At 47.3% G+C, this 12577-nt stretch carries 15 protein-coding genes and 1 riboswitch; all 15 genes read left to right on the forward strand.

Annotation, left to right across the window (positions count from 1 at the left end; all coding sequences use genetic code 11):
• The first annotated feature begins 187 nt into the window (after window positions 1-187).
• Entirely contained in the window at window positions 188-2557 is a 2370-nt protein-coding gene (locus tag ACNFN4_RS09060; protein ID WP_014418828.1) for a 3-hydroxyacyl-CoA dehydrogenase/enoyl-CoA hydratase family protein, read from the forward strand.
• A gap of 10 nt (window positions 2558-2567) precedes the next feature.
• The gene (locus ACNFN4_RS09065) at window positions 2568-3743 is read left to right on the forward strand and encodes an acetyl-CoA C-acetyltransferase (protein ID WP_003151841.1); all 1176 of its coding nucleotides are present in this window, start codon (window positions 2568-2570) and stop codon (window positions 3741-3743) included.
• Window positions 3744-3762: 19 nt separating this feature from the next.
• Window positions 3763-5547, forward strand: a complete 1785-nt coding sequence (locus ACNFN4_RS09070; RefSeq protein WP_007613612.1) for an acyl-CoA dehydrogenase family protein — start codon at window positions 3763-3765, stop codon at window positions 5545-5547.
• A gap of 113 nt (window positions 5548-5660) precedes the next feature.
• The gene (locus ACNFN4_RS09075) at window positions 5661-6017 is read left to right on the forward strand and encodes an arsenate reductase family protein (protein ID WP_003151843.1); all 357 of its coding nucleotides are present in this window, start codon (window positions 5661-5663) and stop codon (window positions 6015-6017) included.
• Window positions 6018-6076: 59 nt separating this feature from the next.
• The gene (gene gcvH, locus ACNFN4_RS09080) at window positions 6077-6460 is read left to right on the forward strand and encodes a glycine cleavage system protein GcvH (protein ID WP_014418827.1); all 384 of its coding nucleotides are present in this window, start codon (window positions 6077-6079) and stop codon (window positions 6458-6460) included.
• A gap of 54 nt (window positions 6461-6514) precedes the next feature.
• Complete coding sequence (locus ACNFN4_RS09085) at window positions 6515-6751, forward strand: YusG family protein (RefSeq protein WP_003151845.1); 237 nt, start codon at window positions 6515-6517, stop codon at window positions 6749-6751.
• Between the two features lie 69 nt (window positions 6752-6820).
• Entirely contained in the window at window positions 6821-7186 is a 366-nt protein-coding gene (locus tag ACNFN4_RS09090; protein ID WP_007410083.1) for a toprim domain-containing protein, read from the forward strand.
• Window positions 7187-7188: 2 nt separating this feature from the next.
• Window positions 7189-7509 (forward strand): thioredoxin family protein, encoded by a 321-nt coding sequence (locus ACNFN4_RS09095; RefSeq protein ID WP_003151847.1) that lies wholly within the window; start codon window positions 7189-7191, stop codon window positions 7507-7509.
• 96 nt (window positions 7510-7605) lie between these two features.
• Complete coding sequence (locus tag ACNFN4_RS09100; RefSeq protein ID WP_007410085.1) at window positions 7606-7956, forward strand: SCP2 sterol-binding domain-containing protein; 351 nt, start codon at window positions 7606-7608, stop codon at window positions 7954-7956.
• 110 nt (window positions 7957-8066) lie between these two features.
• Window positions 8067-8173, forward strand: a riboswitch (SAM riboswitch).
• A 105-nt stretch (window positions 8174-8278) separates the two neighbouring features.
• Window positions 8279-9304 (forward strand): methionine ABC transporter ATP-binding protein MetN, encoded by a 1026-nt coding sequence (metN, locus tag ACNFN4_RS09105; protein WP_448200122.1) that lies wholly within the window; start codon window positions 8279-8281, stop codon window positions 9302-9304.
• Complete coding sequence (locus ACNFN4_RS09110; protein ID WP_003151851.1) at window positions 9297-9965, forward strand: methionine ABC transporter permease; 669 nt, start codon at window positions 9297-9299, stop codon at window positions 9963-9965. The genes metN and ACNFN4_RS09110 overlap by 8 nt, the downstream gene beginning before the upstream one ends.
• 13 nt (window positions 9966-9978) lie before the next feature.
• Entirely contained in the window at window positions 9979-10794 is an 816-nt protein-coding gene (gene metQ / locus ACNFN4_RS09115; protein WP_014418825.1) for a methionine ABC transporter substrate-binding lipoprotein MetQ, read from the forward strand.
• A 92-nt stretch (window positions 10795-10886) separates the two neighbouring features.
• Entirely contained in the window at window positions 10887-11264 is a 378-nt protein-coding gene (locus tag ACNFN4_RS09120; RefSeq protein WP_029973602.1) for a carboxymuconolactone decarboxylase family protein, read from the forward strand.
• A 192-nt stretch (window positions 11265-11456) separates the two neighbouring features.
• Window positions 11457-11609 (forward strand): hypothetical protein, encoded by a 153-nt coding sequence (locus ACNFN4_RS09125; protein WP_003151857.1) that lies wholly within the window; start codon window positions 11457-11459, stop codon window positions 11607-11609.
• A gap of 176 nt (window positions 11610-11785) precedes the next feature.
• On the forward strand, window positions 11786-12571 hold the full coding sequence (gene sufC / locus ACNFN4_RS09130) for a Fe-S cluster assembly ATPase SufC (RefSeq protein WP_003327022.1): 786 nt from the start codon (window positions 11786-11788) through the stop codon (window positions 12569-12571).
• Window positions 12572-12577: the final 6 nt, after the last annotated feature.

The raw sequence follows: 12577 nt of genomic DNA on the forward strand, positions 1-12577 counted from the left end.
CTTCACCTCCGGGTTTAAGTTTCCCGCCCGCGCCATGGAACATGCGGAAGCCGAAAAATTTAAAAAAATTCCATATTTGCTATTGAAGTCATCCTGAAAATCTTTTAAGATGAAAGAAGAAAAGGGTTTCATTTTTTTTGCCGAAAAAATGAATGACTATTCATTCAAAGTTCAAGGGGGATGACTCATGCACAAGTTTATAAAGAAAGCAGCCGTTCTCGGATCAGGCGTCATGGGGTCCGGAATTGCCGCGCACTTGGCTAACATCGGAATTCCCGTCCTGCTGCTTGATATTGTGCCAAACGAGCTGACAAAGGATGAGATGAAAAAAGGGCTGACATTAGAAAGCCCGGAGGTCCGCAGCAGGCTGAGCCGATCGGCCATGCAAAAGCTGCTGAAGCAAAAACCGGCGCCGCTGACTTCGGCTGCCAATCTCGACTATATAACTGCGGGGAATTTGGAAGATGACGCAGCTCAATTAAAGGATGCTGATTGGATTATTGAAGTCGTCGTCGAAAATCTTGACGTAAAAAAACAGATTTTCTCACTCGTTGATGAATACCGGAAACCGGGAAGCATCGTGTCGAGCAATACGTCCGGTATCTCCGTCACAAAAATGGCGGAAGGCCGATCTGCCGATTTTAAAGCCCATTTCTTAGGAACCCATTTCTTTAATCCGGCCCGCTACTTAAAGCTTCTGGAAATCATTCCGATTCAGGAAACAGATCCTGACGTGCTGGAGTTTATGACTTCATTTGCAGAAAACACGCTCGGGAAAGGTGTCGTCATCGCGAAAGACACGCCTAACTTTATCGCCAACCGCATCGGTACGTACGGCCTGCTGGTCACGGTAAGAGAAATGCTTTCTTCCGGCTGCCGCATCGGCGAGGTGGACACGGTGACCGGGCCTTTGATCGGCAGACCGAAAAGCGCGACCTTCAGAACCCTTGACGTTGTGGGGCTTGATACTTTCGCCCATGTGGCAAAAAATGTGTATGATAAAGCCGACGGCGCTGAAAAAGACATGTTTAAGCTGCCTGAATTTATGAATGACATGCTGAAAAACAATTGGCTGGGCAGCAAATCAGGCCAAGGTTTTTACAAAAAAGAAGGTAAAACAATATATGAACTCGATCCGCTGACCATGACATACGGTGAGCGCTCGAAAATGAAGACGCCCGCTTTAGAAGCCGCCAAACAGGCAAAGGGTGCCAAAGGCAAAATGAAAGCGCTTATATACTCCGATGACCGCGCCGGACGCCTGCTTTGGAATATTACATCGCAAACACTCTTATACTCAGCCCGGCTTTTAGGTGAGATCGCTGATGATATCAAAGCGATTGACGACGCCATGAAATGGGGCTTCGGATGGGAGCTCGGCCCGTTTGAGATGTGGGATGCCATCGGCGTCAGAAAATCAGCGGAGCGGCTCGAAGAAGAAGGCGCAGAAATCCCCGGCTGGGTGAAAGATATGCTTGATCAGGGCCATGAAACATTTTATATGAAGGAAAACGGAACACCATTTTACTATTCAGACGGCCAATACAGGGCTGTGAAAGAAAATCCGAAACGGATCAGCCTGCAAACGTTAAAAGAAACAAAAGGCGTTATCACTAAAAACAGCGGCGCAAGTCTGATTGATCTCGGCGATGATGTCGCGCTGCTGGAATTTCATACGAAAAGCAACGCGATCGGCTTAGACATTATTCAGATGATTGACAATGCGCTTGAGGAAACCGAGCGGAATTATAAAGGACTTGTCATCGGAAACCAAGGCAGACATTTCTGCGCGGGGGCAAACCTTGCGATGATTTTGATGGAAGCTCAGGATGATAACTTCATGGAAGTCGATTTTGTCATCCGCCGTTTTCAGCAGACGATGCTGAACATCAAATACAGCGCTAAACCCGTTGTCGCGGCGCCATTCGGGATGACACTCGGCGGCGGCACGGAAGTCTGTCTCCCGGCGGCACGCGTTCAGGCGGCGAGCGAATCGTATATGGGTCTTGTTGAAACCGGCGTCGGCCTTATTCCGGGCGGCGGAGGAAACAAAGAGCTGTACATGAATTATTTGAACGGCGGAAGTGAACTGATGGACGCGGCCATTAAAACCTTCGAAACAATCGCGCTTGCCAAAGTGTCCGGTTCGGCACACGAAGCCCGTGATATGCAGATTTTGTCCGCGGCAGACCGTGTCAGCATGAATCAGGATCACCTGCTGCACGATGCGAAACAGCTGGCTGCTTCCTTATATGACAGCGGATACCGCCCGCCTGCCCGCAAAAAAGTGAAAGTCACCGGAGAAACCGGCTGTGCGGCATTACTGCTCGGAGCAGACCAAATGAGACGGTCGGGTTATTTATCCGATCACGATATGAAGATTGCGAAGAAGCTGGCCCATGTCATTGCCGGCGGAAGAGTCCCGTTCGGCACGGAGGTTTCAGAAGAATATTTACTCGAGATTGAAAGAGAAGCCTTTTTAAGCCTCGCTGGCGAGGCGAAATCTCAAGCGAGAATGCAGCATATGCTCGTCAAAGGCAAACCTTTACGGAACTAGGAGGGTGTTTATGAGAGAAGCAGTCATTGTGGCCGGTGCGAGAACCCCGGTCGGTAAAGCGAAAAAAGGATCGCTTGCAGCCGTTCGTCCTGATGATTTAGGCGCGCTTTGTGTAAAAGAAACGCTGAAACGGGCAGGCGGCTATGAAGGAAATATCGATGACTTAATTATCGGCTGCGCAACACCTGAAGCCGAACAAGGATTAAATATGGCGCGGAATATCGGTGCGCTGGCGGGGCTTCCTCATACGGTGCCGGCCATTACGGTGAACCGCTACTGCTCTTCCGGGCTCCAATCCATCGCTTACGGTGCTGAAAAAATCATGATCGGCGCGGGTGACACCGTCATTGCGGGCGGTGCGGAATCCATGTCGCAAGTTCCGATGATGGGGCATGTGACACGGCCGAATATCGCTTTGGCGGAGCATGCGCCTGAGTATTACATGAGCATGGGGCACACAGCGGAGCAGGTCGCCGAAACGTACGGCGTATCCAGAGAAGACCAAGATGCATTTGCCGTCCGCAGCCATCAGAATGCCGCAAAAGCCCTTAAAGAAGGCAAATTCAATGACGAAATCGTGCCGGTTGAAGTATCGCTGACAGAAGTCGGTGATGACCATAAGCCGCGGAAAAAACAATTTACCTTTTCACAAGATGAAGGCGTTCGTCCCGGCACATCGGCTGACGTCTTGGCGAAGCTCCGTCCGGCTTTTTCTAAAACGGGAACCGTGACGGCCGGGAACTCTTCACAAACAAGTGACGGCGCGGCGGCTGTCATGCTGATGGATCGCGAAAAAGCATCGTCGCTCGGGTTGGCGCCGCTTGTCAAATTCCGTTCCTTTGCCGTAGGCGGCGTTCCGCCTGAGGTAATGGGGATCGGTCCGATTGAAGCCATTCCGCGGGCGCTCAAGCTTGCCGGACTCGAATTACAGGATATCGGGCTTTTTGAATTGAATGAGGCCTTTGCTTCACAGGCCATTCAAGTCATCAGATCGCTTGGGATAGATGAAGAAAAGGTGAACGTCAACGGAGGCGCCATCGCGCTCGGACATCCGCTCGGATGCACGGGAACGAAGCTGACCCTGTCACTCATTCATGAAATGAAACGGAGAAACGAGCAATTCGGCGTGGTGACGATGTGCATCGGAGGCGGCATGGGCGCTGCCGGCGTATTTGAGCTCATTTAAAACAAGGGGGAAACGAAGCATGAAACAGGAAACGGTCAACGTCAAAAAAGGCGGCAGCTTTCTGATTGAAGAGACGGGATATGATCAAATATTCACTCCGGAGGACTTTACAGACGAACATAAAATGATCGGAAAAACGACAGAAGACTACGTCGTAAACGATGTGCTTCCTTATATTGATGAAATTGAAAATCATCAGTTCGAGCATTCGGTCAGACTGCTGAAAAAAGCCGGAGATCTCGGCCTCCTCGGAGCAGACGTGCCTGAAGAGTACGGCGGCATCGGCCTGGATAAAATCAGTTCAGCCTTCATTACGGAAAAGTTTTCACGTGCCGGCAGCTTTTCGCTGTCTTACGGCGCTCACGTCGGGATCGGCTCATTGCCGATCGTGTTCTTCGGAACGGAAGAACAGAAAAAAACCTATTTGCCGGACTTGGCTTCAGGACAAAGAATCGCGGCATACGCCTTAACTGAGCCCGGTTCAGGTTCAGATGCCCTCGGCGCGAAAACGACGGCTGTTTTGAATGAAGCGGGCACACACTATATTCTTAACGGAGAAAAGCAATGGATTACAAACTCCGCCTTTGCAGATGTCTTTGTCGTCTACGCTAAAGTGGACGGAGATAAGTTTTCCGCATTTATCGTAGAAAAGAACTATCCGGGCGTGTCAACGGGACCGGAAGAGAAAAAAATGGGGATTAAGGGTTCGTCGACAAGAACGCTGATTTTAGATCAGGCGGAAGTCCCGAAAGAAAACCTTCTAGGCGAAATCGGAAAAGGCCATGTCATCGCCTTTAATATCCTGAATATCGGGCGCTACAAGCTTGCCGTCGGCACAATCGGCGCTTCAAAACGGGTGATTGAGCTGTCCGCCGCTTATGCAAACCAGCGCCGGCAATTTAAAACGCCGATCTCAAGCTTCACGCTCACTCAGGAAAAGCTTGCGACGATGTCAGCGCGGCTTTACGCCATGGAGAGCTCTGTATACAGAACAGTGGGCTTATTCGAAGATAATATGAGCAGACTGACGGAAGAGGAGCAAAAAGACGGACGCGAAGTCGCGAAGTCAATCGCCGAGTACGCGATTGAATGCTCGCTCAACAAAATGTGCGGTTCTGAAACGCTTGATTACATTGCCGATGAAGGCGTTCAAATTCACGGCGGTTACGGATTTATGCAGGAATATGAAGTGGAGCGCGCTTATCGCGACTCAAGAATCAACAGAATTTTTGAAGGCACAAATGAAATCAACCGCCTGATCGTAACGAGCACGTTCCTGAAAAAAGCCGTAAAAGGTCAGCTGCCGCTCTTTGAAAAAGCAAAAGCGCTCCAAGAAGAACTCATGATGCTGATGCCTGAAGAGCCGGGCTCAGAACCTCTTGAACAGGAAAAATACATTGTCAGACAGGCGAAAAAGATCGCCCTCTTGACAGCGGGTCTCGCGGCGCAGAAATACGGCAAAGAGATCGAAGGCGAGCAGGAAATCATGGTGAACATTGCCGATATTGTCAGCGCGCTTTACGCTTTGGAATCTGCCGTCCTCAGAACGGAAAAAGCAATTGCGGCGGACGGTGCCGAAAAAGCCGCGCAGAAGCTGTTATATACGGAAATCTTTGCTCAGGAAGCCCTTCAGAACATTGAAGCGCACGCCAAAGAATCACTGATCGCCATGGAGGAAGGAGATTCCCTCCGCATGATGCTTTCCGTGCTGCGCAAACTGACGCGCCTGACGCCGAAAAACCTCATTCAGAAAAAACGTGAAGCGGCAGCCGCCGTCTTCCGTGAAGAAAAATATACGGTCTGATCACATGCTGAAAGCGCTCCTTCATCAGGGGCGCTTTTTCATGAAGCAACGTTATAGGTTTTTACAAGTGATTGTGTTAAAATAACGACGATCATTTACAAGGGGTGAAGAAGATGTCGTTAAATTTTTACTGGTACCCTAAATGCGGAACGTGCCGTAATGCGAAAAAATGGCTGGAAGACCGCGGTAAGGAAATAAACGAAATACATATCGCGGAGGAAACTCCGTCGAAAGAAGAAATTAAAGACCTCTATGAGAAGAGCGGTCTTGAGCTCAAAAAGTTTTTCAACACGAGCGGAATGAAATACCGCGAGCTGAACTTAAAGGAAAAACTGTACCATATGTCAGAGGACGAACAGCTTGAACTCCTGGCATCAGACGGTATGCTCCTGAAACGCCCGATTACGACAGACGGCGAAAAAGTCACTGTCGGCTTTAAAGAAGACCAATTCGAAAAATATTGGATGTAATGCCAGGTTCAAAGAATTATGGTATCTTCTTATTATAAGAAAAAAATGGAGGGATTTAGATGAGCACACCGAAAGAAATGCGTTATTCCAAAGAGCACGAATGGGTCAAAGTTGAGGACGGAAAAGCCCGTATCGGGATTACACATTTCGCGCAAGCCGAACTTGGCGACATCGTCTTTGTCGAGCTTCCGGAAGTCGGCGCCGAAATTAAAGCGGACGAGCCATTCGGCAGCGTGGAATCCGTCAAAACCGTATCCGAACTGTACGCACCGATTAACGGAACGGTGACGGAAGTGAACGAAGACCTTGATGACAGTCCTGAATTCGTAAACGAGTCTCCGTATGAAAAAGCGTGGATGATCGTCGTGGAACCGGCTGATGCTGAAGAAATCGAAAACCTCATGACTTCCGAGCAATATGACGAAATGACACAGGAAGACTGATCGGATAGCAAAGGGGCCATTTGGACATTCTATCTGTAACGGGAGGTGTCTAAAATGGCTTTTGATAAACAAAAGGTCGATGTGACGGAGAACGTTACGGGCCGCTTTCAAAACGGCCGGTTTTCCTTGTTTCATGAAAATGAAGCCATCGGCGAGATGACAGGCATGGACCAGTACGAGCTCAAACAGGGCTTTTCATTTGAAAATCAAAAATTTTATAAAACAGCCGATGTCATAAACGGCAGCGATCCGAAATATGTCGATTGCGATTATGAGAATGGCTGGTGTTAACAGTTGGCGGTGAATTTCACTGCCTTCTTTTTCAATCTGACGCTAAAACAATCGGCAGGTGACGCGCTTATGTACAACGGAGATGAAAAGGTCATTATCGTAGAAGGAAAATCTGATAAAATCAAAGTCAGGGAAGTGCTCATCGAACCCGCGGAAATCGTCTGTACTAACGGAACAATCGGCCAAACCGAACTGGAAGATTTGGCGGACCGCCTGTTTGACAGAGACGTCTATATTTTAACGGACGCAGATGACTCCGGAGAAAAATTAAGAAAACAGCTGAAACGGGAGCTTCCCGAAGCGCGCCATATTTATATAGACAGAACATACAGGCAAGTCGAGTCGTGCCCGGGCCATCATCTCGCATCTGTGCTGATCAGAGCCGGCTTTGATGCTGACACTGTATTTTTGAAAAAGAACGACCTGAGGTGGTAATCATGAAAGAACTCCAAGAAAATGAACTCGAATCGATTCAGGATGACGTTTATCTCCTGTATTTGTACACCCCGTTTTGCGGCACATGCCAGCTGGCGTCCAAAATGCTTACTGTCGTCGAAGAAATGCTGCCCGGCGCCGCCTTCTATAAAAACAACGTGAATTATTCCCCCGCATTCGCCAAAGCCTATCAGATTGAAAGCGTTCCGTGCTTTTTGCTGTTTAAAGGCGGAGAGCTTGTTGAGAAAGGATACGCCTTCCGCTCCGTTTCCTATTTATATGAGCTGATTAAACAAAAAACATCGCAAACGTTCCCGATGTGACAATATTTACAGGAAAATGTCGTGCGGTTTATAAAGGGTTCTGTCCGTTAAAAAGAGAAAGTGTATGTATGGCCATTAAAACGGGAGGTTATACGAGTGGAGAAAATAGAAGTTTCAGAGAATGACGGACAGCATCTGTTTTTGAAACCGCTATTAAACGCCTCAACGCTGCTGATTACATTCCAAGGAGAAACAGAAGCCTTAACGGTCTCAATTAACGGACAGGGAGAAATGAGGAAAACGTCGGTTTCAAAGGAAAAATCTAATTTGACCTTTTACGGAAACCAGACGGAAATCATCCATCTCCTGCATGGTGATGTCTCTTTGCAAAAGCTTATCCAAAGCGGAAAACTCAAAGTGAAAGGATCATTCAGAGCTCTGCTGAAGCTGGAGGCCATCCTCTGGCTGACAAACGGATTTTTTCAGGCGATCAGTAAACGGCCGTAACTGCCAATCTACTATGTGACAATAGCTTCCAATATTTATTTTATTGACTTTTTATCATTCGCCGTGCTATTCTACAGTAAGAATTTCCGGACGAAAATACGATATGTTTTCTCTTATCAAGAGAGGTGGAGGGAAGTGCCCTATGAAGCCCGGCAACCATCAACAATGTTGAAATGGTGCCAATTCACTCGAAGCGGTCTGCTTTGAAAGATGAGAGAAAGGCCTTTTTCAATCAGCCTTTCTGCTCATTTATGCAGAAAGGCTTTTCTTTTGCGGAGAAACCCGGAAGATTTCTTAGAATAGTGTAAGGCGGGTGATTGCTTTGATCCATCTTCAAAATGTTTCAAAAATTTACAAAGCGAAGCATGGGGATGTCAATGCTGTCCAAGATGTCACTCTTGATATCAAAAAGGGCGAAATATTTGGAATTATAGGATATAGCGGAGCTGGTAAAAGTTCCTTAATCCGTCTCCTGAACGGCCTTGAAAAGCCGACGTCGGGAACCGTGGAAGTCGCGGGGACGGAATTAAATAAAGTAAGCAGCCGCGGACTGAGAAAAGCGCGCCAGGAAATCAGCATGATCTTCCAGCATTTTAACCTTCTGTGGTCGCGCACCGTCCGGGAGAACATTATGTTCCCGCTGGAAATCGCCGGCGTGAAAAAAAGCGAACGGATCCGCCGCGCTGATGAATTGATTAAACTGGTCGGATTAGAGGGGAAAGAAAAATCTTATCCGTCGCAGCTGAGCGGCGGTCAAAAGCAGCGTGTCGGCATAGCCCGGGCGCTCGCCAATAATCCGAAAGTCCTTCTGTGCGATGAAGCGACATCAGCGCTTGATCCGCAGACGACCGATTCAATTTTGGATCTTTTATCCGATATAAATGACAGACTCGGTCTGACGATCGTGCTCATTACCCATGAAATGCACGTCATCCGAAAAATCTGCAACAGAGTCGCCGTCATGGAAAACGGGAAAGTCGTTGAAGAAGGCGAAGTACTCCAAGTTTTCAGAAACCCGCGCGAACTGATGACCAAGCGTTTCGTTCAGCAGGTGACAGAACCGGAGGAGACGAAAGAAACCATCCAGCATTTTCTGCAGGAAACAGCGACAGGAAAAACGATTCAGCTTTCATTTGTCGGGCAGGCCGCCGAGCAGCCCCTCATTACGGAAATGATCCGAAACTTTGATGTGGACGTCAATATTCTGCAGGGGAAAATTTCACAGACGAAGGACGGAGCCTACGGTTCTTTATTCATTCATATTGACGGTCAGGAAAAAGAAGTAGAAAACGTGATCCGGTTCATCAAAGACAAACAGGTAGAAGCAGAGGTGATCACAAATGTTTGAAAAATGGTTCCCGAACGTTGATATAACCGAGCTGTGGACGGCCACATACGAGACCCTTTATATGACGGTCATCGCATTAGTTTTTTCATTTATCATCGGAGCGATTCTCGGTCTTCTGCTCTTTTTAACGGGCAAGGGAAGCTTATGGGAAAATAAAATCATTAACACCGTGATCGCGGCGGTCGTTAATATTTTCAGGTCTATTCCGTTTCTTATTTTAATTATTCTGCTTCTCGGCTTTACTAAGATTTTGGTCGGATCGATTTTAGGACCGAACGCCGCATTGCCGGCGCTGATTATCGGCTCCGCGCCGTTTTACGCCCGTCTTGCGGAAATTGCGCTGCGGGAAGTCGATAAAGGAGTCATTGAAGCTGCCAGATCAATGGGAGCAAAGACATCGACGATTATCTTCAAAGTGCTGATTCCTGAATCAATGCCTGCGTTAATTTCAGGCATCACCGTTACGGCCATCGCCCTGATCGGATCTACCGCCATTGCCGGCGCCATCGGTTCAGGCGGACTCGGAAACCTTGCATATGTAGAAGGCTACCAGTCCAATAATACGGATGTAACGTTTGTAGCGACAGTATTTATACTCATCATCGTCTTTATCATTCAGATTATCGGTGATGTAATTACAAATATAATAGACAAAAGATAAGGGAGGATTTACATTGAAAAAGATTGTATTAAGTGCGCTGCTGCTTGTGTTCGCGGGAGTTTTGGCCGCCTGCGGATCAAACGGCTCAAATAAAAAGGAAATCGTCGTCGCCGCGACAAAAACACCGCATGCTGAAATCTTAAAAGAAGCGGAACCGCTCTTGAAGGAAAAAGGCTACACATTAAAAGTAAAAGTGCTGAACGATTACAAAATGTACAACAAAGCGTTAGCTGATAATGAAGTGGATGCGAACTTCTTCCAGCACGTTCCTTACCTTGAACAGGAAATGAAAGAAAATAAAGATTACAAACTCGTGAATGCCGGAGCCGTTCACCTTGAGCCATTCGGAATTTACACGAAAAAATACAAATCACTGAAAGACCTGCCTAAAGGCGCGACCATCATCATGACGAACAATGTCGCTGAACAAGGCCGTATGCTGGCGATGCTTGAAAAAGCCGGACTGATCACACTTGATCCGAAGGTAAAAACGATTGAAGCCACTACGAAAAACATTACGAAAAACCCGAAAAACCTGACATTCAAAAAAATCGCCCCTGAATTAACGGCGAAAGCATATAATGAAGAAGAAGGCGATGCAGTCTTCATTAACGTCAACTATGCGATTCAAAACAAACTGAATCCGTTAAAAGATGCGATTGAAGTGGAATCAACGAAAAACAACCCGTACGCAAACATCATCGCCGTACGCAAAGGTGACGAAAAATCAGAGAAAATCAAAGCGCTTATGGAAGTGCTTCACTCTAAGAAAATCAAAGACTTTATTGAGAAAAAATACGACGGAGCCGTGCTTCCCGTATCTGAATAAAGCGAAAACCCCGGATGAATCATCCGGGGTTTTTTTCGGGTATTAATCGGAGAACTGTCCATAATAAAAAGGAAGGTTAACGATTGGAGGGAATGGCAGTGGCCCAATACCAGGATAACGGGAAAAGCGTGCATGACGCATTGAAACAATATAAAGAAGGTTTAGGCATATTCGAGCAAAAAATGCCGATGATGGGGCGGAAGTTTAATGAATTTACTGAACAGTGTTTCTCTGCGGATTCATTAACTGAAAAAGAGAAACAATTAATCGCTCTGGGCATCAGCATCAGCGCTCAAGATGAATTTTGCATGATTTATCATACGAAGGGCTGCCTTGACCAAGGGGCGACAGAAGAAAACATCCTTGAGGTCATCGGCGTCGCGGCGGCATTCGGGGGCGGCGCGGCTCTCAGTCAGGGAGTGACCCTCGTGCAGCAGTGCATTCAGGAATTCGGACATACGACGCATTAGAAAGAGCAATCGTGTGAATACCGTTTTTCAGATAAAGCGAGCGCCGGTTTTCGGCACATTCGAAAGGATTCAGGGGCACACTCTCTTTGGCCGGAGCAGAGGATCATTGTTACAATAGAAACAAATATATGAAGGGATTGATTCATTATCTGCACCAGCCACGAGAGACTGGACCTTGACTATACGCCTGAAATGGAAAAAGCGATGCAGAAGTCACACGGCATCGGCTACGAGGAATACGGACGGCGTCTTTCAAAAAGGATGGAAGTCGAACGGCAGAGGGAGCTTGAATATCAAAAAAGCAAGTTCCTCGCAGCGCAGCTTAATGAGAAAATCGGTCAGTAAAAAAGGGTGGATTTCCGCCCTTTTTCTGTTTCAAACAGCTTTAATTACGCCTTGATCTTTGATAAACTTTAGGAATGTTCCGGGTAATATAAAAAGTTGTATTTACTTTTCATTTGTTATAAAATTAGAATGAGAATAAATTGAGAATAATGATTATATATTTTGGAGGTATAGATATGGCTGCTTCAACATTAACGATCAAGGATCTTCACGTTGAAATCGAAGGAAAAGAGATCTTAAAAGGTGTAAACCTTGAAATAAAAGGCGGCGAATTCCACGCTGTCATGGGGCCGAACGGTACCGGTAAATCCACGCTCTCAGCAGCGATTATGGGACACCCGAAATACGAAGTTACAAAAGGCAGCATCACGCTTGACGGCAAGGATGTACTGGAAATGGAAGTGGACGAGCGCGCTCAGGCGGGTCTTTTCCTTGCGATGCAGTACCCAAGCGAAATCAGCGGTGTGACAAATGCCGATTTCCTTCGCTCTGCGATTAACGCCCGCCGTGAAGAAGGCGATGAAATTTCTCTTATGAAATTCATCCGCAAAATGGACGAAAACATGGAGTTCCTTGAAATGGACCCTGAAATGGCGCAGCGTTACCTGAACGAAGGTTTCTCAGGCGGGGAGAAAAAACGCAACGAAATCCTTCAGCTTATGATGATCGAGCCGAAAATCGCCATTCTTGACGAGATCGATTCAGGTCTTGATATCGATGCGCTTAAAGTCGTTTCTAAAGGAATTAACAGAATGCGCAGCGAAAACTTCGGCTGCTTAATGATCACTCACTACCAGCGCCTTCTGAACTACATCACGCCTGATGTCGTTCACGTTATGATGCAGGGACGCGTAGTGAAATCCGGCGGCGCGGAGCTTGCACAGCGCCTTGAAGCGGAAGGTTATGACTGGATTAAACAAGAACTAGGCATTGAAGACGAAACTGTAGGCCAAGAAGCGTAAGCGTTA

Source organism: Bacillus sp. N1(2025), assembly GCF_053470005.1.

Coding starts and splice junctions, on each gene's coding strand:
- ACNFN4_RS09060 (WP_014418828.1), top strand. CDS start 188: ATGCACAAGTTTATAAAGAAAGCAGCCGTTCTCGGATCAGGCGTCATG.
- ACNFN4_RS09065 (WP_003151841.1), top strand. CDS start 2,568: ATGAGAGAAGCAGTCATTGTGGCCGGTGCGAGAACCCCGGTCGGTAAA.
- ACNFN4_RS09070 (WP_007613612.1), top strand. CDS start 3,763: ATGAAACAGGAAACGGTCAACGTCAAAAAAGGCGGCAGCTTTCTGATT.
- ACNFN4_RS09075 (WP_003151843.1), top strand. CDS start 5,661: ATGTCGTTAAATTTTTACTGGTACCCTAAATGCGGAACGTGCCGTAAT.
- gcvH (WP_014418827.1), top strand. CDS start 6,077: ATGAGCACACCGAAAGAAATGCGTTATTCCAAAGAGCACGAATGGGTC.
- ACNFN4_RS09085 (WP_003151845.1), top strand. CDS start 6,515: ATGGCTTTTGATAAACAAAAGGTCGATGTGACGGAGAACGTTACGGGC.
- ACNFN4_RS09090 (WP_007410083.1), top strand. CDS start 6,821: ATGTACAACGGAGATGAAAAGGTCATTATCGTAGAAGGAAAATCTGAT.
- ACNFN4_RS09095 (WP_003151847.1), top strand. CDS start 7,189: ATGAAAGAACTCCAAGAAAATGAACTCGAATCGATTCAGGATGACGTT.
- ACNFN4_RS09110 (WP_003151851.1), top strand. CDS start 9,297: ATGTTTGAAAAATGGTTCCCGAACGTTGATATAACCGAGCTGTGGACG.
- ACNFN4_RS09120 (WP_029973602.1), top strand. CDS start 10,887: ATGGCAGTGGCCCAATACCAGGATAACGGGAAAAGCGTGCATGACGCA.
- ACNFN4_RS09125 (WP_003151857.1), top strand. CDS start 11,457: ATGGAAAAAGCGATGCAGAAGTCACACGGCATCGGCTACGAGGAATAC.
- sufC (WP_003327022.1), top strand. CDS start 11,786: ATGGCTGCTTCAACATTAACGATCAAGGATCTTCACGTTGAAATCGAA.